We start from the raw sequence: 26,069 nt of genomic DNA, 5'->3' as shown, positions 1-26,069 counted from the left end.
TATGAGGGCCGCACGCTCCAAGGCGCTCGCCCCAAACTGGCCGACTTTTGCTCCGCCACAATGGCCGAATTTTACTCCGCCGTTGACATAAGTTCGCCGAAGCGGCGATGGGCCCCGATGGCGGGTCGATCGTGAACATCTCGTCGCTGGCCGGGCTGCGCGCCAGCAAGGGCATTGCCTATGTCGGAACGAAGTGGGCCGTGCGCGGCATGACCAAGACCGCCGCGCGCGAACTGGGCCCGCGCGGGATCCGCGTCAACTCGATCCATCCGGGCATCATTCTCACCCCGATGCTGGACGCCTGGAGCGACGAGGACCTGAAGACCCGCACCGCGCAGGTCCCGCTTGGCCGCGCGGGATTGCCGGAAGATGTGGTCCATATTGTCTTGTTTTTGCTGTCTGATTTCAGCCGCTACATCTCGGGGGCCGAAATCGCGATTGATGGCGGGTTGTCTGTCTAGGCTCGACCGGAAAGGTCATGCCGTTGCCCTGCCCCGCGTCGCCCATGGCGACAGCGCTCCCTGCCGCGCTGAGGCAGCGTAGCCGCAGCCTCAAAGCCGCAGAACACACGATCCTCACCCATTCATTGGTGAGACTTCTGGGCCAATATCAGTCAGAATGCGCGAATCCGATCGCCGGCCGTCCCTATTGCTTCGACAGCATATAGGCGTGCAGGCGGTCCATATGACCGACCATTTCCGCCGTCGCCGCCTCAACATCGCGGGCGCGGAGATGGGCCAGGAACTTCTCGCGCGAGGTCGCGACATCCCAGGTCCGGTCAACCCCGATCTTGTTGAGGTAGAAGGACAACGGCTCAGTGAACGCTCGCATGATGACCACCATCGCGCCATTGTGGGTCGCCTTTGCAAGGGTCTCATAAAACTCCTGAGTCAGCATCGTCCGCGCCTCGACCGAGATTCCGGGTCCCGCCGCGCGCATCCGGCCAAGATTGTCCTCCATGTCCGCGAAATCTTCTTCCGTCCCACGTTGGCAGGCCAGCCGGATCATTTCTCGCTGCATACAGGTACGCGCTTCGGTGTAGTCCCTCAGAGAGATACCGCCAAGCGACAGAAGGTCGGCCATGGTCTGGGTGATCGGGCGTTCTTCATTCCCCATCAACACCACCGCGCCGCCGCGAACCCCCTTTTGCAGTTCCAGCACGCCGCCGATTTCCAGCGTGCGGAAGGCTTCCCGCACGGTGGAGCGGCTGACATGAAACTGTTCGGCGAGCTCCCGTTCTGAAGGTAACTTGTCGCCAGGGGCCAAGTTGCCGGATTGTATCTCTTCTCGGATTTGATCGCACACTTCCTCGAAGGCCCGTTTGGTGCGGATCGGTTTGAAGGGGAGAGATTTTTTCACGGCACGGATTCCAAATGTCAGACCATTCAAACTTCACCACTCGCCGTTGAAATTGCAACCATCCTCACGCGCAAAATTTCCATCGTAGCAGGGGCCACGAGGAAATCCGCGTCTCCCGCCGGACATTCGCAAGCGATCTAGACCCAGCCATGTGATGCGATCGAATGTGTTTCCTGTTTCTCCGGGTTTTCACCCAGGTCCATGAGAATCTCGGTGAACCGCCTCTGAAGCCGCGTCGGACGCCAGTCCTGGCGCACGACCATACCCAATCGCCTGGTCGTGTCGGGGAGTGGCGGGCCAACACGGGCCAAGAGCCCGGCGTTGATCTGCAGGGCGATCTGCGACGGAGACAACAACGTTAGAAACTGCCCTTCCGTCAGCAGTCGTCCGATGATCATGACGGATCCGGTCTCGATCGGCGCGAACGGAAGTTCGCCGTCCGAGAACAGCCGAGCCAGCTCACCGCGAAGCGGCGAATCCTTGGGGGGAAGAATCCAAGGATAAAGCCGCAGCGCAGCTGCATCCGGCGCATCCGGCCCCGCCAAAGGGTGCTCGACGCCCGCAGCAATGACCAACTCATCGTCGCAAATAGATATCTGGCGCAGGTCCGCGATTTCGTAAGTCCGCAAAGTGCCGATCATGATGTCGATGGCCCCATCGCGCAATGGCTCGACCAGCTCGCGCCAATTGCCCTCAGCGATATCGAACCGTGCCCACGGACGCTCGTCGGCCAGACGCGCCAGTGCGGCGGGCAGGAGGAACGGGCGCGACAGCGGAAGGGCTCCTATTACGATATGTTCGCCTTCGCTCTCGTCCTGCGTATCCGCCAGCGCCGCCGCAAACTCCGACACCGCCAGCCGCGCGCCCCGGGCAAAGCGTTTGCCATTGGCATTGACCCAGACCCCCCTGCCCCGCCGTTCCACCATCGTCGCGCCCATGAGGCTTTCAAGCTAGCGTACACCGCGATGGACCGAAGTCTGACTCAACCCGGTATTGGCCGCGGCACCGACAAAGCTTCCCGCATCCGCCAGCGCCAGATAGGCTCGGATGTGGGTCATGGTCAGCACGTTTTCCGGCTGCGAGAAGACCCGGGTGAATCCCCTGGCTCCAACCGACAGATGACCCAGGGCCGACCGGGTGCGGTCGATCACGAGCTGGCCCATCCTGGTCGCGACCATGCCATCCGGGCGCCGCTCGAAGAAGGCACAGCCGAACTGGTCTTCCAGCTTGGCCAGCCCCTGGGTCAGTGCAGGCTGCGACAAGCTCACCTGATCGGCAGCGCCGCTGATGCTCCCCTGCTCTGTGATCGCGATCAACGCGCGCAGGTGCCGCAGGTTAAGGTCAAACGGATGGGTCGGCATCTCTCCGGGATCCTGAAAGCATTCAGCACCCGTTCATCGCATATAGAGGCCGCCGTTCATATCCAGAGTTGCGCCCACGAAATACCCGCCCCGGTCCGAGGCGAGCAGCGCAACCGCGGCGGCAATCTCGTCCAGCCGCATGAAGCGGCCGATCGGCACCTGCGCCTCGACCGAGGCGATCTGTTCGGGCGACATCCGGGTCTTGGCGCTGTCGATCGGGCCGGGGCACACCCCGTTCACCGTCACGCCGGTCCCCGCCAGGACGCGCGCGAAATACTTGGTCAGCATGTTAGCCCCCGCCTTGGAGGCGGCATAATGCGGCGCCGCGACCGTGCCACCGTTCTGCCCGGCCAGCGATGTGACGTTCACGATCCGGCCATAGCCCTGAGCTTGCAGCACCGGCGCGAAGCATTGGCAGGACAGGAACACGCTGCGCATGTTGACCTGCATCACCGCGTCGAACTCTTCGGGCGTGATCTCCTCGACCGGCGTGCGCTTGGCCCAACCGGCATTGTTCACCACGATGTCGAGCTTGCCCCATTTGGCGATCACCGCATCCCGCGCGGCCTCGAAATGGCCGACCTCGCGTACATCCAGCTCAATCGCCATCACGGTCTCGCCCGTCGGATCCAAAGCCCGTGCTGTCTCTTCCGCCCAACCGGCATTCGCGTCGGTCACGGCGACATTCGCGCCGCCCAGATGCAGTTCCCGTGCGATTGCCGCACCTACGTTCCTGCCCGCCCCGGTGATCAGGGCGACCCGCCCGTCGAACCGAAACGATCCTGCGGCGGGAATCTCGACCTCGGTCATCCCGGCCTCCTCACAAATCGAGCACCAGCTTGTCGGATTTGCAGCCCGAGCAGCAAACCATCATCGTTTCGCCCGATGCCTTCTCTTCGTCGGTCAGGAAGTAATCACGGTGATCCGGCACGCCTTCCAGCACCCGCGTTTCGCAGGTGCCGCAGGTGCCTTCGGAACAGGCGAAGTTCACGTCGATCCCGTTCTCAAGCAGCACATCCAGGATCCGCGACCCTTCCGGCACTTCGAAACTCTTGCCGCTGCGGGCAAGCTCGACGATGAACCCGCCTTCGGTGGCGATCTTCGTGTCAGCGGTGAAATACTCCAGGTGCACATGGCCTTTCGGCCGTCCTTCGGCAAAGCCTTTGTAAGCGTCGAGCATCCCCTGCGGCCCGCAGCAGTAAAGATGCGCGTTCTGCGGCGCGGCGGTCACGATCCCTTTCAGGTCCAAAGGCTTACCGCCTGCGACCCCGTCGAACTGCACATGCACGTTCGCGCGCCCGGCCAGATCCTGGACAAAGGCCGCCCGTTCCGGGCTCTGGGCCACATAATGCAGCTCCCAGGTCTTCCCCAGTGCGTCCAGGCGGTCGATCATCGCCAGAAGCGGCGTGATCCCGATACCGCCCGCGATCAGCACCGTATGCTCGGCGTTTTCCGCAAGCGGGAAGTTATTCGACGGCTCGGTCATCTCGACCACAAGCCCGACATGCCAATGCTGATGGATGTACTGCGATCCGCCCTTTGAGGTGGGCGAAAGATGCACGGCAACTTCGTAAAACGACGGGTCGGCTGGATCGTTGAGAAGCGAATAGCTTCGCGAAATCCCGTCGCCCAGTGCAAAATTCACATGCGCCCCCGCCTCGAAAGGTGGCAGCGTTTCTCCCGGCAGAGGCTCGAACCGGTACGAATGCACCCCTTCGGCCTCGAGCCGAACTTGTATCAACCTTACTTTCATTTCTGTCTCGCGCGTCTCTTGGTTAACTTACTCTGCCGGTTCCGGCGTCTTGCTGCCGTATCGCTCCGCCTCGCTCAGCGCGGCTCGATAGGCCTCGTCTAGCGAATCGTCGGGATTGTGCAGGAACGACCCGGCCCGCGCCCGGTAGAAGACCTCGGGGTCGGAGACGCCCGGCGGCACCGTGCCCTCTTCACGCAACGCCCGGGCGGCAGTCAGCACCCGGCGCCGGGTCCGGGCCACCATCGCATCCGACGGAGCGAGATGTTCGAAGCCGTGGTCGGTGATGCCGCCCATGCTTTCGGTCACCGCCTGATCCTGCATGGTGATATTGGCGATGCCGGTGTATTGCGTGCCGTCGCGCTGGCTTTCCCGGTCGATGCCCCAGTCGTTGTGCACGTCGTCCACGCAGCGCCAGCGGTCGTAGAAGCCGGTACCGTTGGGGGCGTAGTCGAATTTCTCGAACAGAAGCTCACCGGTCTTGCGGCGGGATTTGTAGGCCGGGTTGCCCTCGTCGGAACCGCAGGTGATGTCGAAGAGCATCGAATGCTCGTCGTCGATCGGCACCCAGGCCCGGGCAATCGCGCGGCTGTGGAAGCGGTTGTTGGGGGTCTGCGTCCAGAACGGGAACATGTAATGCGCCACCCGCCACGACATCTGCCCGTCGTCGTTCTCGCGGTAGCCGCCATACATCACGCCCCAGTCCGAAGGCTGCACCTTGTACTCCGGTGCCCGGTTCAGAATTGTCGGTCGCATCGGGTGATCGTCGTCGAGGTCGTCCAGCTCGAGCGAGCCAACATGCAGAAACCCTACGTGGCTGGTGTCAATGTCACCTTCCAACGCCTGCATCCAGTTGCAGTCGCGCATCAGGCACCAGATCTCGGCGTCCTCGGCCATCGCGGCCTCGATCAACGGCAACGGCGGCGGCGCGTCCTGATTCGGCCCCATATAGACCCAGACGATCCCGTTCGCCTCATGTGTCTTGTAGGCTTCGGCTTTCACCCGCGGCTCGAACCGGAAATCCACCGGTACGTTCGGCATTTCCAGGCAGTTGCCCTCCACGTCGAACTTCCAGCCGTGATACACGCAGCGGATACCATTGTCCTCGTTCCGCCCCAGAAAGAGCGACGCGCAACGGTGCGGGCATCTCTGGTCAAGGATGCCGACCCGGCCCTGGCTGTCGCGGAACGCGATGAGTTTTTCGCACAGGAGCATGATCCGCACTGGGTCGCCATCCGCCTCCAACTCCTTCGACTGGATCGCCGGCATCCAGTACTGCCGCATGAAGTCGCCCATCACGGTGCCGGGGCCAACACGGGTCAGGTCATGGGAATCTTCGGCTTTCATGATCTTGTCCTTCTTGTTTGGCACCACGGCGGGCGACCGCCCGCCGATTGGCCCTACCTTTAACACTATGCGCGGCTGATGAGAAATCGAAAGTAGCGCTGTTCTATAAGATTTTCGAAATTGTCTCATGGTGTCGCAGACCTGCTTTGGTCCGGCCAAGAATCAAGCGTTCTAGCCTAATCCGTTATTATTGAACAAAGAAGTTCAAGGTTTCGAGCAGAAAGGATCGGCGGATAAGGATCGACTTTGTAGTTCCCGGGCATCTGAAGTTCGGCCCGAACCCGGGGGCTTGCCTATCGTATCGCGTCCCGTTCCATGCCGGTTCACCGCAATCTGAACCGCTCCGGTTTTGCCGGAGGCTCCAACTCCTGAGTAGGATGGAGCATGATGAGCAAGACCACGAACAAATTTTCCCCTGAAGTGCGCGTGCGCGCTGTGCGGCTGGTTCTCGAGACCGAGGCCCAGCATCCATCGCGCTGGCAGGCGGTGATGTCGATCGCGGCGAAGATCGGCTGCACCGCACAAACCCTGAACGAGTGGGTCAAGAAGGCGGAGGTCGACACCGGCCGACGCGCAGGCATCCCGACCGAGATGGCGGAGAAGATGAAGGCGCTCGAGCGGGAGAACCGCGAGCTGCGCCAGGCGAACGACATTCTCAGGAAGGCGTCAGCGTATTTTGCGATGGCGGAGCTCGACCGCCGGTCGAAGTGATGGTGGATTTCATCGAGGCGCATCGTGATGCGCACGGGGTCGAGCCGATCTGCGCTGTGCTGCCGATCGCCCCCTCCACCTACTACGATCACCTCGCGAAGCGGGCCGATCCGGCTCGGCGTTCGGATCGTGCGCGTCGGGATGAGGCTCTGCGGCCCGAGATCCGGCGCGTCTTCGAGGAGAACTGGCGGGTCTACGGCGTCCGCAAGATCTGGCACCAATTGCGCCGCGAAGGTTTCAACGTCGCCCGCTGCACAGTGGCACGTCTGATGAAGGACATGGATATTCAAGGCATCATCCGCGGCAAGCCGCACCGCACGACGATTCCGGACAAGAAGGCTCCGTGTCCGCTGGGCAAGGTGAACCGGCAGTTTCGGGTGCCCGCGCCCAACGTGCTCTGGGTCAGCGATTTCACCTACGTCGCGACCTGGAAGGGGTTCGTCTATGTCGCCTTCGTCATCGACGCCTATGCCCGCAAGATCGTCGGCTGGCGCGTCAGCACGTCGGCGAATGCGGGTTTCGTGCTCGATGCCTTGGAACAGGCAGTGCATGACCGCCGCCCCGGGAAGGGTACAGGACTGGTTCACCATAGCGACCGCGGCAGTCAGTATCTGTCCATCAAATACACCGAGCGCCTTGCCGAAGCCGGGATAGAACCTTCGGTGGGCAGCGTCGGTGACAGCTATGACAACGCCTTGGCCGAGACGATCAACGGGCTGTTCAAGGCCGAGGTCATCCACCGCCGCGGTCCGTGGCGCAGCTTCGAGGCCGTCGAATACGCAACCCTGGAATGGGTGGACTGGTTCAACAACCGCCGCCTGCTCGAGCCCATCGGAAACATCCCGCCCGCTGAAGCCGAGAACAACTTCTACGCCGCTCTGGAAACTGAACCCATGGCCGCGTAACTAACGACAATCAGCCTCCGGCAAAACCGGAGCGGTTCAGTCGGGGACAGATGCGCGTGTCCTCGCCCTGGCATTTCATCTTCTCCAGCCTGTCAGATCGCTTTCTGCTTGAGGTCCCTGATGACCCGACCAAGGAACGGAACACGGGCCGGTGTCGCGTTGCGACGGGCGTGGCGTGTACCGAAAGATCAGGCGTGACTGTGCAAGGGCCGCTTCGGCGCTCCTGACTATCGGCAGTTCACCCAGTTTCCTTCGCGGCCACCGCACCTCTCCCTTTGTCTGAGTTGCATGACATGCTGGTCGCAGCTGTCGTCCCGTCCACAAAGGTTGTCGCCGATCTATTTCCCCTGACCCTGCGGGCCATTCCTCACGAGGCAAAAAGACGGGCGCCTGCCCCTCTCCGCAACGCTCCGCCTTCGGTTTGTCCGGGCCTTGGCCAGCTGCAAGGTGACCATCATTGCAACGCAAACAAGGAGAAGAGCAATGACCACGAACTGCATCAAATTCACCAGCGCCGACATCGAAACCGCCAAGGGCGTCGGTTCCATCTCGACCCTGACCTTCGACCTCGACATCACGGTCGAACCCGTCGCGAGCTCGAACCCGATGGCCCCCACGCACCGCGTCCTCGCCCGCTCCCCGCGCGGCAAGCTGGTCGAGTGCGGTGGCATCTGGAAGAAGCCGAACAAGGAGACCGGCGCCGACTACTACACGCTGACCATCCGCGACCACGGCTTCAACGCCAACCTCGGCAAGGCCGCGAACCAGGACGATCTGTCCCTGCAGGCCGTCATCCCCTGGGGTCCCAAAGACGCCGCTTGATCTGAAGAACTGGGCCCGACATCGTTCGGGCCCAGCATCCGCAAGGCGATCTTGAACGCGTTCAAGATTAGATGGTTTTGCACCTCACTGCCTCTAATCATACTCCTGAATTCAGGTAGGCGCGTGGTATCTTCCAATTGCGCCCATAATGGTGCTACTATGAGGCTCGAAACGAGTCGAACTCGGAATCAACCGAAGTCGGGGCAGCGATATGAGCGGAAGTTTAGAGCAGTTTTTGACCGACCTGTCACGAGGCCTGGAGCGCACAATGGTCGCCGTCAACAAAGAGTTGACGCTGCGCCATCGTATCAAGCGCACATGGTCGATGCGACAGTGCGCTCGCTTCCTGAACGTCAGCATCCAATACTTGACCAAGTTTGCGAATGGCAACGATGACTTCCCAAAGGGCGAGTACGTTGGTCGCGAACGTGTCTTCAACCTTCATGAACTGATGCATATGCGCGCTTTGATGGCGACGTCTGCAAAGCGTCCTTTTGATTATCTTGCGTGGCGCAAGCCCGGTGATCCGCTTCCAGTTATTTCATTTGCCAGTCAAAAAGGCGGCACCGCCAAGAGCCTCAGCGCTGCACATTTCGCACAGTACCTGAGCCTTCACTACGGCATGCGCGTTGGCGTCATGGATGCGGACCCGCAGAGCACGATCACACTGTACTTTGTAGGCGGTGAGGGTTTGTCTCAAATGCCTACTGAAGAAACGCCATCGATGGTGGACTTCGCGGGCCTCTTCCACTCTGAGGGGGCGCCGTACACGGATCACTCTGCGGAGACGCTGGATAGCTTCTTTTTGAAGACGTCCTGGCCGGGGCTTCGATTGGTGCCGGCGCACGGAGAGACCTCTGAAGGCGAAATTCAGATCGCTCGCCTGGTTCGCGAAGCTCCTGCGGGGAAGAGTTTCTATCGCTACCTTCGAGACGCGATTGATCGCTGGAAAGAGGCGCATCCTCCGGCAACAGCTCCCAACGAACTTGTTACGGATGGAAAGGTCGATCCTGTCCGTCTCGAGCAGGCGCTGAATGAAACGCTGGATTGCATCATCATTGATTACCAACCGGCTCTAACGCTTTTCCAGCTCAACAATGTGATAGCCTCTTCATCCCTCGTCATTCCTCAGACCATGAAGGGATTCGACATCGCGACGCTGTCGACCTTTGTCACCGGCCTGCTGGGTATGCTGCAGCACATCCTAGCACATGAGCGTATCGATATTGGCTCGGGTGCCAACATGCTTTTGCCAACCATTGTGCAGCGGTCCAACGCTCAGGATCTCAATCACATCGGCAATCTTCTCGAGCACTGCCCCACGGAGATCTTGCCCGTGTTCTATCTGCGGTCAGACGCGATTTCGAACGCTTCAGACGTTTATCAGTCGGTCTACGAGTATGAGCCTGACACGCCTGGCAAGCGAAAAGGCATCAACAGATTTATCGAGAACGCAGACGCGGTGAACGATGCAATCGTCAGCCGTCTGTGGCCAGGCCTCGAACGTGGTTATGCGAATGCCTGGATGGACACGTTCTATGATGACGATGACGGGGAGACCGCAGCATGAAGCGAACTATCCCGAGGTCGCTGGTTTCGAAAGCTTTGAACCAATCAGCTGAGCCGAGTGACAATGACGACGAGGCAAAGGTCGACACTGCACCGTCTTCTACTACTGCAGCTTTCAAGGGAGCGGGTAGTGCATGGAAGGCAGGCGCACTTGCCCAATCGCAGGCAGCGGTAGAGCAGGGTCGTGCGCAGCTCGTCGAAGACATTCTGAACGGCCGTCACGAGCTTCAGATTTCACCGGAACAAGTGGAGGATCCGTTAGGTTCAGATCGTCGTGATGACTGGCTGGCACAAGAAGCCTTTCAAACGCTACTTAAGAGCATCGAAATCAATGGCCAAGACACGCCCATCCTTGTTTGGCCAGAGGATCCGAATTGGAAGCCTGACCCGTTGAACCCAACTGACGTCGCGGATGCTCGCTTTATCATGCTGACCGGCAGACGTCGTCATGCTGCGGCGAAGACCTTGGGACTGAAGCTACGAGCCATCTTGGCGTCCCCAGATAAGCGAGGCGCGAAGAACGCGCAGTTCGAGATGCTGTTTCTTCGTTTCCGGGAAAACGAGGAAAGGGAAAACCTTGGCGCTTTCGAGCGCCTACTGGCTATCGGAGAGATGTACGAGACGCTTCGTGAATCTGGTGAGAAGACGACCGCGGTGGCGTTTGCTGCACGTATTGGTGTCCACGAGAGTATCGTGTCGCGCGCTCGCGCAGTTTTCGGGGCTCGAGATCAAATCTTGAACGCGTTCAAGAACGCTTACGACATGAGCTTCCAGGATCTGCAAAAAGCGCTGGCCAGCCTTGAGGGCAAGCCGAAGAAGCAAGTCAGAAAGTCCGCTCAGAAGATCACCGCCAAGCGCAAGGTAGGGGGTCGTAATCTCTCGCTCACGTCAGCGAACGGCAATCTCTCGATCAAAGCCGCAAGCGTACCGCTGAGCCAAGAGAAGCTTGAGGAGTTGAGCGATCTGATCGCGGGCTTCTTGGCAAAGAATAAGGAGGTTCCACCGACGGGCTAAAGCCTGAATACCGGTGCATCTCCAAATATTGAGGCAACGAGCAAGAAGGAAGAATGTGATCTAAAGGCAAAAGAAAAGCCCCCAAGCTGAGGGCCTGAGAGCTGATCTTATTGGTTTGGTCGCCTTGAAGATAAGTCTCTCTCGAATCACTGTCAACGACGAACGCTTCTGAGCGAACGGCTTTCTTTTGTCTCCACATAACTGGAGGTGAGAAACAGGCATGAAACATACAGGTTGGCGCAAGCCGACACCGGGTCTTGGCATTGCAGAGCAGCTTGCCCAAGCCGGTGAACAGGTAGCTGTACCCAAGACGCGGGCCTTCGTGGCCGTAAAGCGGGTCGGCGCATATATTGGCCTCAAGGCCGGAGACATGATGCTCCTCGACACGCTCGGGGCCTTTACCCAGGCCCAGGATTGGGAGGAGGGGCAGCGCCCTATCGTCTGGGCGTCGAACGCCTATCTGATGGAGCAGACGGGCTTCTCGCTCTCCGGACTCAAGCGCCATGCCCGGCGCCTGGCCGAGATCGGCGTGATTTCCTTCCAGGACAGCCCCAACGGCAAGCGGTGGGGCCGCAGGGACGCCGAGGGGCGCATCGTCGAGGCCTATGGCTTCGATCTGTCGCCGCTGTCGGCGCGTGTCGAGGAGTTCGAGGAGCTCCATGCCGATTTGCAGGCCGAGCGCGAGCTCTGTCAGCGCCTGAAGCGCCAGATCACCGTTGCGCGCCGGATGATCCGCGCTCGGATCGAGGCGGCCGTCAGCAGCGCGCTGCGCGGCCCCTGGACGCAATTCACTGGGCTCTTCGAGGAGCTTCTGGACCGGCTTCCGCGCCGTCACGAAGCCTCAGAGCAGCTTGCACGACTCTTGACTTGGTTCAAGGAGCTTCAGGAGCGCGTCGAGGCTGCCTATCTCAAGGCAACAGAGTTCGTTCAACCTGTGGAAAACACGCCGGAAACCAAGAAGCAAGTTACAAAGAAGACTCAAGAAATGAACCCCAGGGAGGTCATTTCTGACCCTCATATACTAATTACAAACCAACTTAATCCTGTAACTCGTAATTCCTCAGAAAATGAGGAAATCGCGGCCGTGGTGCCCAATGTTCAGCCCGAAGATCAGGTTGATAGGGAGCTGGAAGAATGGGTGACGGAAGTGCGCAAGAAGCGCGCGGCGCTGGATCTGCCTACTGTCATGCAAGCCTGTCCTGAATTCGCGTCCTGGGCGCGTAATATGGGCGGGTTCCTGAAGGATTGGGGCGATCTGCACCGGGTTGCTGGTCAACTCAGGCCGATGATCGGGGTATCCGAGCATGCCTGGAATGTGGCCCAGGACCGTCTTGGCAAACAGGTGGCGACAGCGGCGCTGGCCCTTGTCTTCGAGAAGCATTGCGCAGGCGAAGTTTCGTCGCCGGGCGGCTATCTGCGAGGCATGGTCGAGAAGGCCGGGGCAGGGGAGCTGCATCTCGAGCGCAGCTTCTATGGCAGGCTCAGCGGGCAGGCGGCGTGATGGGGCAGGGGCTCAGAGGCCGGCAGCCTTGGTCAGGTTCACGCGAAACCGGTCGCGGCGGCGCTGGTAGCGGCGGGTCATCTCGGCAGAGGCATGCCCCAGCTGTTTCTGGACGTAGCGTTCGTCGACTTCAGCCGAACTCGCCAGACCGGCGCGCAGCGAGTGACCGGAGAATAGCGCCAGGCGCTCTTTCTCGGGCAACTCGGATCGGATACCGGCATCCAGAACCGTGCGCTTGATCAGCCGGGCGACATGCTTGTCGTTGAGCCGGGTTTCCGTTGCGCGTTTGCCATCACGTGTGGTACCGACGAAGACCGGACCGAAGTCGATCTTCGCAAAGTGCAGCCATTGCTCGAGAGCATGCACGGGGCAGGTCTGATCCTTGGAACCGCGGCCGATCTCGACCTCACGCCAGCCGGTCTTGGCGTTGAGGGTCAGCAGGGCACCTTTCTCGAAGATTTCAATCCAGCCGCCGGACTCCGGTGTATCGTCTTTGTGCACGTCCAGGCAGACGATTTCCGAGCGGCGCAGACCTCCGGCGTATCCAAGGAGAAGGATTGCCCGATCCCGCAGCCCGCGCAGATCGAAAGGAAGGGTGGCCACCATCGCGAGGATGCCTTCTGCCAGGATCGCTTCCTTCTGCACCGGTGGGCGCCCGTGCTTGCGCTTGATTCCGGCCAGCACCGTGGCGATGTGTCGGTTCTTGCGATCAAGGGTAAACCCCCGTTGCGCATAGTTCCAGGCGAGCCCCGACAGGCGGCGGTCTATGGTGCTGACTGATAGAGCAGGGGAGGGGCCCGACCCAGAGGCGAGATCGGCAAGGTAAAGCCCGATCATCTCGGGCGATGGGGGCAGCGGCTCGGCACCCTTCATCCGACACCATCGCGCGAAGTGCGTCCAATCCTTGGCATAGGCCTTCAGAGTGTTCTCGGACGCAGCGGCTCGGGCATAGTCGCGGGCTGTGTCGACCAGCCGATCGAGTGTGCCGGACCCGGCGACATGGGAGGGCAAGGCGATCCCATCGCTTTCCTCTTGATCTCTCTCGTCGGCGCGAGCATCATCCAGCTCACCAGAGGGCGCTGACGTAGATTTCTCGGTCTCTGAGGGCATTTTCCACTGAATCCGGCGATGAAATTGAACTGCTTCCCAGCATATCTTCCTATGTCTGATAAGGCAAACTTATTGGACATAGAAGCGAGCGGCAGGGCGGGGCGGTTTCCACATCATATTGTAGACGAAAGCGCCGCGAAGGACTAGTGTTGTGGCATGACATACCAGCCGGCCACGATTTCCGACGACCTGAATACCCTACCGCAGCTCCCGGGCTGGGTCACCTCAGGGCGAGCCGAAACCCTTGAAACTGTGGCCTTTCGATCTGGCGCTGCTATCACGGTGCTCGACCAGCTGGTCTGCGGTCCGCACCACGGAGTACCTGTAAAACTCCTCGCCAACCGGCTGGCGCTTACCGCTGCGACGGCAACCTCGAAACTCGAAGGCCGACTTGCGCGCGAGGCCGATATTCGCGACGCCTACCACCTGACGCCGCCGGGGGAGGCGCGGGGGCCCGATGGCGATCTGCTGGCGTTCTGGCGCGATGCTGTGCGGCTGCTGGCAGGCGGGACGGGAGGGATCGCCGACCTGGTAGGTGCTGACTTCGCTGGCGAGATGGGTGTCTGGGTCGATGCGGGATTGGAACGCGCACGGACCTGTGGCCCCTTGTCGGGCTGCGTGGCCGTCATACGTGCCGTGCTCGAGGCCGACGACCGGGCGGAGCGGGTCGCCTGCCTGCTCTCGGATATCGTCCTGGCGCGCGCGCTGAATTGGAAGACGGTTCTGCCGGTCTCGGGGCAGCGGCTCACCAAGACCGTGTTGCGCGACCTGGCGGCGGGTGAACAGGGGGCCGAGTTGGCGCTTCAAATCCGGACTCTTAAGTACATCGAGGAGACGGTTCGACTGGCGCGGGATCTTGCCCGCCGTGCGGAGGCAATTCGTGCCGTGGCACCGAAGCTGCGGGCGAAAGGGTCAGATGCGGCGGTCGTGCTGTTCCTGACCGAGGATGCGGTCGCCCCCGCCTCGATGCTGTCGCCGCGCATCCGGGGCACCAACATTCCGATGACGGACCGCGCCGCGCGGCGGTTCTGCGACCGGCTGGTCGAGCTGGGTGTCGCACGGGAACTGACCGGACGGCCGACCTTCCGGCTCTACGGGATCACACCATGACCACGGTGACCAAGAAGCGGAAACCGGCGGAGGAGGGCGCCGCCGTCTTTGACCGGGATCTCGACGAGCTGCCGCAGGAGTTACGCTGGCGCGAATGGATGGGACGGATCGAGGCGGTGCTGTTCGCCAGCGCGGCGCCGGTCGGGCGCGAGGACCTGGCCCGCGTGGTAGGGCAGGGGGCCCCGATCGAGATGCTGATCGATCATATCCGGGCCGAGTTGAACGGCCGTCCCTACGAACTGGCTCAGGTGGCTGGCGGCTGGATGCTCCGGACGAGGACGCAGTTTGCCGATGCCATCAAGGCGGCTGCCGATTTGGGTGACCAGCCGCTCGCCTTCACCGAGATGGAGATGGGGGTGCTTTGCGCCATCGCCTATCACCAGCCGATCGACCGGGCGGGCCTGGCGGACATCTTCGGCAAGGAGGTCAGCCGCGATCTGCTGGCCCGGCTGCGCTACAAGGACCTGATCGCCAGCGGGCCGCGTTCGCCGCGTCCCGGGGCGCCGCATACCTTCGTGACGACCGAGACGTTTCTGGTGACGTTCGATTTGCAAAGCTTGCGGGACCTGCCAGAGCTGGAATTAAGAGGTGAGAGCATTTGAAGACCCCGCGTCGCCTCTACAAGTATCGAGCATTCTCGGACCGAACACTCAGCAGCTTGGTTGAAGACCAACTATTCTTCGCTGATCCCAGCACCTTCAACGATCCTCTGGACACGAAGCCAGGAGTCGAGATCGATTTGGCTGAGGATCAGTTGGAAACCATGCTGATCAAGCTGATCGAGCATCGCGTGCACGGCGAGTTGAGTGCGGCAGCGTCGACGATACGTTACAGGGGGCCGAAGACACGCGATCACATCATGAAGCTCAGTCGGCGTCAGGCCGAGGAGATCATTTCTGACATCCGGTACAACGCCACAGATCCCGATCTGCGCTTGGAGAACCCGGTTGCCTTCCTTCTCGGTCAGGCCATCCAGCAAGAACTGCTCCGTCGATACGATGGTGGCATCGTGTCTCTTGCCGAACGGAACAATTGCCCATTGATGTGGAGCCACTATGGCGATCAGCACCGAGGCATCGCCATTGGGTACTCGCTGCCCGAACAAGCCTCCAACAAGATCTTCAAGGTTAAGTACGGTGGCAGCAGTATGGTCGCGGCCAGCAAGGTTCTCTCAATGTTGGATGGTGATCGCGGGGCCCGTCAGGCCGTAGACGACGCGGTGCTTCTCAAGAAGGCCTACGATTGGCGATACGAGAAAGAGTGGCGGCTCATAGGTCGACGTGGAGCACAGGACTCTCCGATCGAGCTGGAGGAGGTGGTCTTTGGTATGAGGTGCCCGCTGGCGGTCAAATACTCTGTTGTCAGGGCGTTGGAAGATCGGCCCTCGGCGCTGAAGTTTTACGAGATCCGGCGAAAGCCCGACACCTTCCTACTGAATCGGTACTCGCTTGATGTCGATGAGATGTTGGCTACTTTGCCAAGGCGGTCCCTGTCCTTGTACGAGGCCTTGGACAGCCTCGAACAAGACAATTCCAGCTAGATGATTGTCTCTTTTCCGGCGGGTTACTACGTTAACGCCAGCCTGCCGCTTTTGCGCGCTTGAATGCACCTGACATGTTCAGCCGCATTCGCATGAGCTCTTCGCTCACACCATACTGTGCTGCCGCCATTTCAATCGAAACGCGTTGTCTCGCAATCGCGTGGGCGGCGGGGCCTGGAACCAACAGGGTTGGTCCCAGCCAATGCGCCTCCTCTTCATCTCGGGCATTGAACATGCGTACACCAGTTTCATCACTCAAAGGCAGCGGGACGTGATGAAGGAGCCCGTGTGCCAGTTCGTGAGCAAGATCCGCCGTTTGACGTGGCTTCTCGTGGCCATCGTTCAAGATCACAAGCCGTGCAGTACCCTTGTGAATGGTGACTGCAGAAAATCCCTTTGCGCCTGTGCATTGCCGAAGGCGTGCGACGTCGAGTGGGTGCTCTTTCTGGAATGACGAAAGATCAACAACGATGTGCTCAAGGTGTCTTGCGAGGCTCCATGGGCACAGTTTTCCGGTTTCAGGGATGCCGAGTTCGCGTCGAACATCCTGAGCGTACCATTCCGCATCGGTCTTGAAGCCCCGCCTTAGTGCCATCAGTGCGTCCTCAGGCCCTCATATGCGGATTGAATGATGCGCTCGAGAGCGTCTGCCTGTTCTTTTCCTAAGTTTGGGTCTGCGCGGAACAACATCAGTGCTTTGGTCAACGACGATGGCTCGCCATTCTGACTGCTGTCGTGCGCGCGCATGAAATCGTCGGCGCTCAGTTTCGCCCATGAGCACAGAGATGCTAGGCTGTCTACATCCGGTCTCTTCCCTTGCGAGATCCGCGTGAGCGATGAAGCGCTCACCCCCGACTGTTCTGCAACCTTTCTCCAGGTGAGCTTCCGTTCCTCCCGTACCGCGTCCAACGCGGCGTAGAAGCCGTTCCCGTCGAATTGCACACTAGGCATGGTGTTCGACTCTTGCAATTTTCATTTTGGCCCCGTATGTGTTGTTTCAGGATTTCATTATAGCAACACTGTTGCGAATCCGTAAAGCATAGACGCTGCGGCAAATGGGGCGGTTCAATATGAGGAAGAGCATCGAGGACGATCTGAAGGCCATCGGCTTGGGCCTCGACGCTGGCATCCTGCCGACCGTGTTCAATCGGGGGGTCATTCGGCCCGACAACTCCTCGGTTGTCTTGAAACCTTCGGGCCAGGAGAAAGCCGATGCACGGCACCAATCGACACGATCCGCAACCCGACCGTGGGAGGGGCCTGCCGGAGGGCAAGGGACGACCGGACAATCCCGGGCGCCCGATTCCGGAGCACCGTTCGTCCAGCCAGGACTACGGTCTCGCTATGCGGAAGGCATAAGGGAATGCCGGGACGCGTACCCGGGTCTGCTCGCGTTTCCTCAAGAAAGGCAGATGTGGCTCTTCGCTGAGAGCGATCTGATCGAAGGCCTCGGTAGGAGAGCCGCATTTGCCATCCAACTTCCCTACACCACCAGAAGGCCGGTTCGAGCCTGGGGTTTTTGGACCACTGCTGTCAGTAAAACATGGATCGGGCCGAGGCATACGAATTTTCCCGATGGCTCGATTTGCGCATTCGAGCCACGAGACAAGACATGGCTTCCCGGCGGTTCGGTGACCGGACTGCTCGACCTTTATAGCCTCTGGGCCGTGCGGCATCTCTACCTCGAGAAATACGGAAAATGGCCCGGCCGGCAATCTGTGCTGATTGCAGCTGAGAGACTGCTCGAACTCGGCGACGATGAGTTTTGCGGATGTGAACATCCATTTGGGAAATACGCCCAGTGCTGTCGGTCATCTGACCAGAAGAACACCTCTGGTTCTGAGCTACTGGATTTTGCAATGAAGACCCGCAGGCCTCCAGCGGAGGTTCTTCGGTTTGTTTCGAACCCAACCAGCCCTCCGCCTCGGAGGGACCCAACAAGATGCCAGACTTGAGAAGGAGAACTTAGATGGCAGGCAAAGGCAACGGCGGGAGCTATCGCAGCGCGAAATCGGGGCGGTATGTGACAAAGGCTTATGGGAAGTCACATCCGCGCACTACGTTGAAAGAAGCGCCTGGCAAGAGCGGTTCTACCGGTGGCAGCTACCGGAGCGCAATTTCCGGGCGCTTCGTGACGGCAAAGCATGGCAAGGCGAGCCCGGGTACAACCGTGCGAGAAAAGTGAGTTTGCCTCTCGCCCAGTGAACGTGTTAGCCAAGCTTTGTCTTGGCGTACGGAAGTTCGCCGTACACTTGACATGTACGACGATATGCCGTACATAGCTACGTGTGAGCGGTGTCTTACCGCTTGACGTCGTTTCGGATCAAGGAGGCAACTATGTTGGCGTTTGAGGATAGCACTGTCGCTGTCGACGAGCCCAAGAGCGCTCGGCTGGAAGCGCGTACACAGCCTTCGGTGAAGGATGCGATCAGTCGCGCAGCAACCTTGAGCGGTGTTGAGGTAAGCTCCTTTGTTGTGAGCGCTGCATACAAGGCCGCGCAAACGACGATTGAAGCTCACAAGTTGACGGCGTTGGAGAGCGAGGCGGATCGTGCTGAGTTCTTTGGCGCTCTTGAGAACCCTCCGAAGCCGAATAATCGGCTGAAGCAGGCTTTTGCATTGCGCGAGACACTGATCGCGAATGCCGACTGACGCCGCCGTAGACACCAAGTTCACAATCGAGCCGTTCGATGCCAAGAGCCAGGATCGAACGGCTTTTTCCTGTGGTGTTCCTCAAATCGACAATTACCTGAAGTTGACGGCCAAGAAGGGGTCGAAGGCTGATGTCGTCCGAATCTGGGTCGTGCTCGACGAGGACCGCAACACCCTTGGGTTCTACGGAATCAACATGCATGCAGTCGTCGCGAAAGACATGCCGGAAGCGTTGGCCAAGAAGGCGCCGAGGCACGGCATGCTGCCAGCCGCGTTCATTTCCATGATAGGCGTCGATCAAACGATGCAGGGGAAGGGCTTGGGCAGCGCATTGCTTGCCGATGCGCTCAGCCGAATTGGGCGCGTCTCAGACGAAATTGGAACCTGTGCCGTCCTTCTCGATGTGTTCGATTGCGGAAACCCCGAAATCGTGGCGCGCCGAAAAGCATACTACGAGGCGTTCGGTTTTACCCCGTTGCCAGATCAGCCGTTGCGCCTGTTCATGCCGATCCAGACAGTGCGGGCGCTGTCCGGTTGATCGCTCATTGGGCGCCGAAAGTCATGTGCATGACGCGAATGCAAAAAATCTGAGCTTAAAGGAAAGTGACTATGAAATTCTGCCCCTATGGCTTGCGACAGTGAACAGTCTAGCATGTTCTGAATTTGTTCCGCATAATGAACCAACAAAATCAAAACAACACGATTCGAGCAGATGGACAGCAAGGTTCTATCATCAATTAGACATGCAGAGGTTGGACGCCTGCAAACACTGCTCGCCGAGCACCGCCAGCCGGTTCTGTTGCTAGGAGCAGGGGCTTCCGTTACATCCGGTGTGCCAGCGGCCGGTGAAACAGTGAACCGCGCAGCGAAGTGGGCATACTGTAAGTCGCATGGTCGGTCTCCGATGGACCCAGGCGTCGTTGATTCTGATTGGATACCTTGGCTTGAACAGCAGTCTTGGTTCAAACGGGGGGTTGGCCTCCCCGACCAATACCCTGTTGCGATCGACAACCTTTTGGGAATTGGACAGGATCGAAGAGAATTCTTCGAGCAACTTATCAGCCGTGGTGTGAAGCCCGGACCGGGGTATCGGGCGCTAGCACGGATTTTAGACAACGGTTGGGTTGCAACGGTTCTAACGACAAACTTTGATCATTGCATTGATCGAGCGGCCGTTCTTGAAGCAGTGCCGCCCTTCCTGGTCAAGATCCGCACTGCGTCGGATTGGGTCCAGTTCAAAACGTCGCCAGCAAACCCGCAGCTAATCCACATCCATGGATCGGTTGAGCACTACTCCGACAAGAATTTGGCCGAAGATGTATTGAAGTTGGACCAAGAGATAGTCGAGCATATCAAGCCTCTTTTGCGTGATCACCCATTGATCGTAGTTGGGTATCGCGGAATGGAGCCATCGGTCATGAATGACCTTCTTGAAAACCAAATTGACTATGCAAATGGGTTCAAAAATGGGGTCTTCTGGTGCGATATGAAGCGCAGCATAGGCGAACCCCTCTCGCCTCTGGTGCAATCTTTTGCGGACAAGATTGGTTCAAACTTCAATCGGGTTCCAATTGATGGCTTCGATCAACTATTGAAGACGGACCTGCTGGACCAGCTCGTTGCTCGGCAGACTCCCTTGAAACAACTTGGGCCGGTCAGCGCCCCGAGTTCTCTCCCTTTGGACATGCGCCCTTTTCAATCCGGGCGGTTCGAAGATCTGGATGAACAGGTTCTTTTCCAGCGGTTGAAGCAATACGCCGACAAGCACTACGAACCTTATCCTGAGCGCTTTAACTCTGATTGGGTCAAAGAACGCGCGGTTGTTAAGAAGCTCCTGCATCAAACTGAAGGTGATCCGGAAACTTCGGCGCCTACGCTCGCTGCCTGGGTCATGTTCGCTCGAACTCCTAACAAGCGCCTCGCCCAAGCCATGGTCAAATTAACCATTGTAGGTCCGGAATCATGGCTGCGCGGAGCCTTCGGCGACGACGCCGATCTCATCGACACCGTCGAGGCTGGCGTTTTTTTGGTTGAGCGAGAAATTGGTGGTTCTCTTTGGAACCAGCTAAACACACTTGAGGAGACGATCGCTCTCCTCAATTCGCCGTTTCTCTTGAAAGATGGAAAATCCCGTCAAGTAACTCCCTATCATCCGTTGGCTATCCACGAAATGATTGTGAATGCACTAGTGCATCGGGATTATGCGGTTGAGGCGCCAATAGAAATCAGGATTTCACCGACTGAGATTGAAACGGTAAGTCCAGGGGGTCTCATAGATGAAGTCGCGGTACGGACCGGCGCAGAGTCAATTGAGAGCCTTGTACGCGGAGGTTCGCGGGGTGTTTTGAAAGGCTATCGAAACCCAGTCATTTCGAGTTTCTTTTACGGTAGCAACGAAATGGAAAGGCGCGGCTCAGGCCTAGCCGACATGCTTCAATACACAATCGACAATAATGGTGATGTGCATTTCCATCCGATGGAGCAGAATTCTGCGTTTAAGGTACTGATTTTTGCCCGACCAGAAGCAGTAGATGAAATTACTCGCACGGCGGTAGCCGATCAGTCTGAAACAGTACGGTTCACGACAAATCTTGTGGAATTTGTTGGTTTGCCGCAAAAGATTTGGCACGCCGGTACATCCGCGCGATCAGCTTCAGGGCTTCGGAAAAGCGCCGGAGATCTTCCAGTTCCTCCAGGATATGTCCAAGATGGGCGCTTCTTTAGTTTTTACGATCTGGAGCGGATCACAAGTGACTATGTAACGCCATTTGACGAAGGAGACATCGAAGAACTGACAATCCCAGAGCTCTTTGAGCAGGGAAATGGTTTGAACATCATGCGTAGGCTACTGCATGAGCTGTTGAACGAACACCTAAGGGCAATCGGTCTGGTTGTTGACGAGGATCGTCGCCGAGCGCACTTCCCCAAAACCGACGAGCCTGAAAGAAAAATCACTTATCAAGGACGTGTGAAGCGCGCCACGAGAACCATTGTGAAGGCTCGTACAAGGCGAGATTCTGACGACCTTCTCTACTACGAACACAAGTCCTTCACATACTCCTTGATGGCCTTTGGGATTGACTGGGGTCTCTTTATCAACCCGGGTTACGTCTTCACTCGCGACGGCAATCGCCGGTACTTAGGAAGAGATAGAATAAATATTCTTTCGACAAAAAGGGCTGCCCGAGACTTTAATCCAAGTGTGATGCACGATGTGACTTTCTGGATGGCATGTTTGTCCGAGGAGGCTGAAGGTGTGTTTGCCTTGAAACCTGATACGAGGAACACGCTTTCGGATTATGCGCCAACAGTACTTCTCAACAGTGCGTTCCCCGGAATTGCTTATAAGTCGACAGCATTTGGTGATGGTCGAACTCTTGAGGACGAACTGGAACAGAGTGTTTTGGAGGCTGATCAAGAGTTGGAAGATCTTGCAGCGATTGAAGACGTTGACGACGTTGATGCGGCACAAGATGATCCCGATGATAATATTGGGGACGATGGCCAATGACGCTAGAGCTGTCAGTCAAAGAGTTGGCGCCCCCAAACCTTCAATTTGGTGGTGCTCTTTCGGTTTCGGATCCCAAGGTAGGACTGGCACAGGCGGGGCCATTCGACCTCCATTTTGGGTCGGCTTCAAGGAAGCAGAAGATTGGCGTCGGAATAATTGGCCCGCAATGGATGATCGATCTCACTAGGGCTTGGTTAGAGCGCTGCATGAACCCGATCCCAGTTTTGGAAGGCGAAACACAGCTGAGACGGATGTTTCCTGGTTTCGAGGAGACGTTCCACAGCGCACTGTCGACTAAAGACAGTTGGACGGTTCGGCTAGACGAGGGCGGGGTAGGCGACAAACTCGGTACTGCGCTCGCAATCAGTGACCCATTCCGCCGCTTCGAGCAGGTGCTGGACGCTTACGCTGATGCATTGGATAGCCTTGCCGCTCGCGACTCCAATCGACCTGACTTGGTCATAATGGCGATGCCAGACGAAGTTCTAAAGAAGTCCCACTCTGTGGAGCGAAGCGCGACAACCGAGGAAAAGAAAGCTGCAGCTGTAATTCGAAAGTCTCGGGCCAATGGTCAACTTGATTTGTTTGATCTATTTGAAGAAGTCGAGCAGACGGAAGAGGACTTTCTGAAGAGAGACTTGCGTCATGCACTTAAAGCGCGTGCGCTCAGAGCCAAGCTTCCGATACAAATGGTCACCCGGAGCCTTCTTGAGGACACGCCTCGTGGTCAAGATGCTGCAACCAGAGCATGGAACTTTTCAGTTGGTGTCTACTACAAAGCGGGTGGAGTTCCATGGCGATTGCCCCAAACGGGACCTGAGACGTGCTTTGTTGGAATATCTTTCCATCACCTGAGAACAACCAAGCGCCACATCGTTCAATCCAGTTTGGCGCAGGCTTTTTCGAGCGAGGGAGAAGGATTTGCAATCCGGGGTGATGGCGTACCAGCCACACCCGATCAGAGCCGCAATGTTCACCTTTCAGAAGAGCAAGCATACGATCTCTCAAAAGATATCGTGGCGGAATATGCAACGCGTGCAGGTGGTCCACCGGTACGAGTGGTAATGCACAAGACCACACATTTCGATGCCGCCGAACTTGCTGGTATTAAGGCGGCACTAAGTGACATCCCCATTGTTGATCTGGTGACGCTGGTTCCGAGCAGTTTGCGTCTGTTGAGGCTGGGGGTCTATCCTCCGAATGTCGGAACACTTTGCACTATCAATTCTGGTACCTCCTTCTTATTCACGTCAGGTTTCATGCAAGAGTTGGGTACGTATCCTGGCCCTCATGTTCCGCAGCCGTTTGAAATCCGAATGCAGTCCGGTGGTAGTAAGACTGAGGCTGCTCAAGACGTATTGAATCTCACTCGCATGAATTGGAATACGGCTGATATTCGTGGGAAGTGGCCCGTGACTTTGTCGTTCGCGCGTCGAGTCGGCGGCATCCTTGACGAGTTCGGAGACGCTGAGCCGGGCGAGACCTCATTTCGCTACTTCGTCTGAGAGCCCGACGGATACTTGCGTTCCTTAGACATAATGGTTCGTAGACTACTCCGAGCACGGTGAACTGGCCCTCGTTTCGTCCGGACACTTAGGCACAACCATGGAGACTTAGGCATATGCCTGAGCACGTATTCATGTCTGAGATTGAAATCATCACCGATGGCGGCCGTCGTCGTCGCTGGACTGCCGCAGAAAAGCTGCGGATCGTGGAAGAGACGCTGGACGACCGGGCCAGCATTTCGGTTGTCGCGCGACGCAAGGGCGTGGCGCCGAACCTGCTGTATCGTTGGCGCCGGCTCGTGCTCGAAGGAGAGAGTGTCGCCGTGACCGAAGACGACGACGTGACCAGCAACAAAGTTGTCCGCCATCTGGAAGACCGGATCCGGGAAGACGCTGAAGCGTGACTACGTCCAGGTGACGCCGTTGCCGGATGCCCTAACCGTTCTCGGCTTGATCGGAGGCTGGATCGAGGACTACAACGAAAACCACCCGCACTCAGGGCTGAAAATGCGCTCGCCCCGCGAGTTCATCGCCGCTCAAAACGCAACCGCCTGAGTGTCCGATGAATCGGGGGCAAGACCACACGGTCACGATAATGGCCCCCCCTTGTCCTCCAAGCGCGTTTCGTAATGGAACATTGTCGAAGCCGAAGACGTTCGAACAGTCTGTGACGGCCCCTCATCCCATTTCCGTACCGAGATCGCAAGATCTGGAACCAAAGAAGAACATGTTGGAGCAATAGGACGCTTCGGCTAGAATTGTCGCATGGACGATTTGCTCAGCATGATTGAACGCCGCGCGGAGCCTTACGGCTCGCCACGCTCTGTTGACCTGAAACGTATCGATGCGGCGCTGAATATGCGGCGGTATTATCATATGAGCTTGCAACCGGACCTGTTCGGAGGCGTGGATGTGGTGCGCGAGTGGGGACGCATTGGTTGTCGCGGCCAATCTCTGATCGAACGGCATCCGGACGAACATTCGGCGTTGGACGCTATGAGGGCCCGTGAAGCTGTTAAACGCAAGCGTGGGTACCGATCGAGGGCGTGGATCTAACCCAATTCCTTGTACGGTTCGAGCGCCGCCGCCAGCCGTCATTTTCCAAATCCCACGCACCCAAGTTGAGAAAAGCTCAAGTCACGCTTACATCTATACGCGACGGTTGCGGGCACTGGCCCTGCTACCGTCGTACCTCCCTGTTGGACTTTGGCCGAGCTATGTCTCGGCCATTATTTTTCTAATCGCCGACTGATCAGTTTCAGTGGCCCCAGCCTCATTCTTTGGAACGTGTCGACCTATTGATGGCGCAGTTCTCGAGCGGCCCGCAAGGAACACGGGTCTTCGATTTCAGCATGCTTTTGCTTCCTTGCTGAGCCGAGGGCCCGGAGAAATTTTGCCCCTCCGTTGTTTGGAGCGTGGTTCAAAAGAGAAAGCGGGCTCTGGGTCCTGACGGATTCGGAGAAACGGGAAAGGGGGGGGCTGGCGGTGTTCCGGAAGGGCCCCGCCACGCGCCGCAAGACTACTTCCCTTGAATGCTCTCCGGTCCGCGCACGGTTTCCGTGCGCTCCTTCTGACATCGGAGACCACCCATGGCCAAGTCCAAGCCCAAATTCGACGCCGCGGCGTCGATCACGAACGAACTCATCCGCATCATCGAACGCGGAGTCCTGCCATGGCGCAAGCCCTGGACGGCGGGTGGCAGTTCGCGGCCCTTGCGCGTGACCGGCGAGCCCTACCAAGGCGTCAACAACTTCCTGCTGACCATGCGGACGGTGATGGCCGGCTACGGCTCGCCCTTCTGGATGACGATGCCACAGGCCAACGCCATGGACGCCAGGATCCGTAAAGGCGAAAAATCCTCCCTGGTGGTCTATTACGGGCAGCGCCGGAAACAGGGGGAGGGGGGTGACGCGGTTGACGATGGCGAGACCGACGACGCCCGCATCTTCCGTTTCCAGAAATCCTACCGGGTCTTCAACGCCTGTCAGATCGAAGGGCTCCCGGACAGTTTCCATCCCGAACCCGAGCCCGTGCCGGATCATCCGGTCGCAAAGCCGATCCCGCATATGCAGGCCTTCTTCGAGGCCATCGACATCACCACAGTGTTCGCGGGCGACGAGGCATATTACATGCCGGCTGTCGACAAGGTCTACATGCCGCCCATCACACGGTTTCAGGACCCGCGAAACTTTTACGGCGTTTGGGCGCACGAATATTCCCATAATGCCGCGCTCCGGTTTATGCCGCGCCGACCCTTACAACCTGTTGCGTTGCGGTTAGATCGGCGCAGCATATCGGCATA

Annotated in this window: 25 protein-coding genes, 2 pseudogenes and 1 other annotated feature; of the genes and pseudogenes, 18 read left to right on the top strand and 9 right to left on the bottom strand. The window is 58.6% G+C overall.

Annotated features, from left to right (window positions below; translation table 11 throughout):
- Positions 1 to 107 precede the first annotated feature (107 nt).
- Entirely contained in the window at positions 108 to 461 is a 354-nt protein-coding gene (locus tag E1832_RS01560) for an SDR family NAD(P)-dependent oxidoreductase (protein ID WP_133357984.1), read from the top strand.
- A gap of 184 nt (positions 462 to 645) precedes the next feature.
- Here E1832_RS01560 and E1832_RS23060 read toward each other — a convergent pair whose 3' ends face one another.
- From E1832_RS23060 to E1832_RS01535, 6 genes are all read right to left on the bottom strand, one after another.
- Positions 646 to 1,359, bottom strand: a complete 714-nt coding sequence (locus E1832_RS23060) for a FadR/GntR family transcriptional regulator (protein WP_165978766.1) — start codon at positions 1,357 to 1,359, stop codon at positions 646 to 648.
- Positions 1,360 to 1,496: 137 nt separating this feature from the next.
- Positions 1,497 to 2,297, bottom strand: coding sequence for a LysR substrate-binding domain-containing protein (locus E1832_RS01550; protein WP_206020976.1), 801 nt, complete (start codon positions 2,295 to 2,297; stop codon positions 1,497 to 1,499).
- Between the two features lie 12 nt (positions 2,298 to 2,309).
- The gene (locus E1832_RS22675; protein ID WP_206020975.1) at positions 2,310 to 2,720 is read right to left on the bottom strand and encodes a LysR family transcriptional regulator; all 411 of its coding nucleotides are present in this window, start codon (positions 2,718 to 2,720) and stop codon (positions 2,310 to 2,312) included.
- Between the two features lie 33 nt (positions 2,721 to 2,753).
- Complete coding sequence (locus E1832_RS01545; RefSeq protein ID WP_133357982.1) at positions 2,754 to 3,530, bottom strand: SDR family NAD(P)-dependent oxidoreductase; 777 nt, start codon at positions 3,528 to 3,530, stop codon at positions 2,754 to 2,756.
- Positions 3,531 to 3,540: 10 nt separating this feature from the next.
- Positions 3,541 to 4,461 (bottom strand): PDR/VanB family oxidoreductase, encoded by a 921-nt coding sequence (locus E1832_RS01540; protein WP_206020974.1) that lies wholly within the window; start codon positions 4,459 to 4,461, stop codon positions 3,541 to 3,543.
- Between the two features lie 39 nt (positions 4,462 to 4,500).
- The gene (locus E1832_RS01535) at positions 4,501 to 5,817 is read right to left on the bottom strand and encodes a Rieske 2Fe-2S domain-containing protein (RefSeq protein WP_206020973.1); all 1,317 of its coding nucleotides are present in this window, start codon (positions 5,815 to 5,817) and stop codon (positions 4,501 to 4,503) included.
- Between the two features lie 387 nt (positions 5,818 to 6,204).
- On the opposite strand from E1832_RS01535, the gene E1832_RS01530 reads away from it, so the two are divergent.
- The 5 genes from E1832_RS01530 (at position 6,205) to repC (ending at position 12,339) form a co-directional block, all read left to right on the top strand.
- Positions 6,205 to 7,433, top strand: a protein-coding gene (locus E1832_RS01530; RefSeq protein WP_133357980.1) for an IS3 family transposase whose coding sequence is annotated in 2 segments (ribosomal slippage) — positions 6,205 to 6,493 and positions 6,493 to 7,433 — 1,230 coding nt in all. Because the reading frame shifts where the segments join, the coding sequence is not laid out codon by codon here.
- Positions 6,486 to 6,602, top strand: a sequence feature (AL1L pseudoknot). Its footprint overlaps the gene before it by 117 nt.
- 483 nt (positions 7,434 to 7,916) lie before the next feature.
- On the top strand, positions 7,917 to 8,255 hold the full coding sequence (locus E1832_RS01520) for a DUF736 domain-containing protein (protein WP_133357979.1): 339 nt from the start codon (positions 7,917 to 7,919) through the stop codon (positions 8,253 to 8,255).
- A 211-nt stretch (positions 8,256 to 8,466) separates the two neighbouring features.
- On the top strand, positions 8,467 to 9,825 hold the full coding sequence (locus E1832_RS01515) for a ParA family protein (protein WP_206020972.1): 1,359 nt from the start codon (positions 8,467 to 8,469) through the stop codon (positions 9,823 to 9,825).
- A complete protein-coding gene (locus tag E1832_RS01510) occupies positions 9,822 to 10,838 on the top strand; it encodes a ParB N-terminal domain-containing protein (protein ID WP_133357978.1) in 1,017 nt (338 codons plus the stop codon). Before E1832_RS01515 ends, E1832_RS01510 begins: the two co-directional genes overlap by 4 nt.
- 220 nt (positions 10,839 to 11,058) lie before the next feature.
- Entirely contained in the window at positions 11,059 to 12,339 is a 1,281-nt protein-coding gene (gene repC, locus E1832_RS01505; protein WP_133357977.1) for a plasmid replication protein RepC, read from the top strand.
- A 12-nt stretch (positions 12,340 to 12,351) separates the two neighbouring features.
- Here the strand turns inward: repC and E1832_RS01500 are convergent, their stop codons facing one another.
- A complete protein-coding gene (locus E1832_RS01500) occupies positions 12,352 to 13,449 on the bottom strand; it encodes a tyrosine-type recombinase/integrase (protein ID WP_133357976.1) in 1,098 nt (365 codons plus the stop codon).
- Positions 13,450 to 13,605: 156 nt separating this feature from the next.
- On the opposite strand from E1832_RS01500, the gene E1832_RS01495 reads away from it, so the two are divergent.
- Genes E1832_RS01495 through E1832_RS01485 form a run of 3 tightly spaced genes read left to right on the top strand, consistent with a single transcriptional unit; the run spans position 13,606 to position 16,099 of the window.
- A complete protein-coding gene (locus E1832_RS01495) occupies positions 13,606 to 14,559 on the top strand; it encodes a DUF1403 family protein (protein ID WP_133357975.1) in 954 nt (317 codons plus the stop codon).
- Positions 14,556 to 15,161 carry an SMC-Scp complex subunit ScpB gene (scpB, locus tag E1832_RS01490; protein ID WP_133357974.1) on the top strand — a complete coding sequence of 202 codons (606 nt, stop codon included), beginning with the start codon at positions 14,556 to 14,558 and terminating at the stop codon, positions 15,159 to 15,161. The genes E1832_RS01495 and scpB overlap by 4 nt, the downstream gene beginning before the upstream one ends.
- Positions 15,158 to 16,099, top strand: a complete 942-nt coding sequence (locus E1832_RS01485; RefSeq protein ID WP_133357973.1) for a DUF2971 domain-containing protein — start codon at positions 15,158 to 15,160, stop codon at positions 16,097 to 16,099. The genes scpB and E1832_RS01485 overlap by 4 nt, the downstream gene beginning before the upstream one ends.
- Positions 16,100 to 16,130: 31 nt before the next feature.
- Here the strand turns inward: E1832_RS01485 and E1832_RS01480 are convergent, their stop codons facing one another.
- Both E1832_RS01480 and E1832_RS23230 read right to left on the bottom strand, forming a co-directional pair.
- Positions 16,131 to 16,694: an ImmA/IrrE family metallo-endopeptidase gene (locus E1832_RS01480; protein WP_133357972.1), complete on the bottom strand. Its 564-nt coding sequence runs from the start codon at positions 16,692 to 16,694 to the stop codon at positions 16,131 to 16,133.
- Positions 16,694 to 17,050: a helix-turn-helix domain-containing protein gene (locus E1832_RS23230; protein ID WP_133357971.1), complete on the bottom strand. Its 357-nt coding sequence runs from the start codon at positions 17,048 to 17,050 to the stop codon at positions 16,694 to 16,696. Before E1832_RS23230 ends, E1832_RS01480 begins: the two co-directional genes overlap by 1 nt.
- Positions 17,051 to 18,068: 1,018 nt before the next feature.
- Here E1832_RS23230 and E1832_RS01470 point away from each other — a divergent pair.
- The 9 genes and pseudogenes from E1832_RS01470 to E1832_RS01430 form a co-directional block, all read left to right on the top strand.
- Positions 18,069 to 18,284, top strand: coding sequence for a hypothetical protein (locus E1832_RS01470; protein WP_133357970.1), 216 nt, complete (start codon positions 18,069 to 18,071; stop codon positions 18,282 to 18,284).
- A 152-nt stretch (positions 18,285 to 18,436) separates the two neighbouring features.
- Positions 18,437 to 18,751, top strand: coding sequence for a type II toxin-antitoxin system TacA family antitoxin (locus E1832_RS01465; protein WP_133357969.1), 315 nt, complete (start codon positions 18,437 to 18,439; stop codon positions 18,749 to 18,751).
- Positions 18,741 to 19,289, top strand: coding sequence for a GNAT family N-acetyltransferase (locus E1832_RS01460; RefSeq protein ID WP_133357968.1), 549 nt, complete (start codon positions 18,741 to 18,743; stop codon positions 19,287 to 19,289). Before E1832_RS01465 ends, E1832_RS01460 begins: the two co-directional genes overlap by 11 nt.
- A 174-nt stretch (positions 19,290 to 19,463) precedes the next feature.
- Complete coding sequence (locus E1832_RS01455) at positions 19,464 to 22,262, top strand: SIR2 family protein (protein WP_133357967.1); 2,799 nt, start codon at positions 19,464 to 19,466, stop codon at positions 22,260 to 22,262.
- Positions 22,259 to 23,767, top strand: coding sequence for an argonaute/piwi family protein (locus E1832_RS01450; protein WP_133357966.1), 1,509 nt, complete (start codon positions 22,259 to 22,261; stop codon positions 23,765 to 23,767). The genes E1832_RS01455 and E1832_RS01450 overlap by 4 nt, the downstream gene beginning before the upstream one ends.
- A gap of 116 nt (positions 23,768 to 23,883) precedes the next feature.
- Positions 23,884 to 24,156: pseudogene (locus tag E1832_RS01445) on the top strand (transposase); the annotation flags it as partial.
- Positions 24,155 to 24,322: pseudogene (locus tag E1832_RS23225) on the top strand (integrase core domain-containing protein); the annotation flags it as partial. The pseudogenes E1832_RS01445 and E1832_RS23225, both read left to right, overlap by 2 nt.
- A gap of 210 nt (positions 24,323 to 24,532) precedes the next feature.
- Complete coding sequence (locus E1832_RS01435) at positions 24,533 to 24,823, top strand: WGR domain-containing protein (RefSeq protein ID WP_133357964.1); 291 nt, start codon at positions 24,533 to 24,535, stop codon at positions 24,821 to 24,823.
- Positions 24,824 to 25,356: 533 nt separating this feature from the next.
- The coding region (locus E1832_RS01430) for an ArdC family protein (protein WP_133357963.1) at positions 25,357 to 26,069 on the top strand (713 nt) is incomplete at its 3' end.

Source organism: Antarcticimicrobium luteum (assembly GCF_004358185.1).
In the GTDB taxonomy this organism is placed as follows: Bacteria; Pseudomonadota; Alphaproteobacteria; order Rhodobacterales; family Rhodobacteraceae; genus Antarcticimicrobium; species Antarcticimicrobium luteum.
The sequence above is the reverse complement of the archived record's forward strand: the minus strand, read 5'-3'. Positions and strand labels throughout refer to the sequence as shown.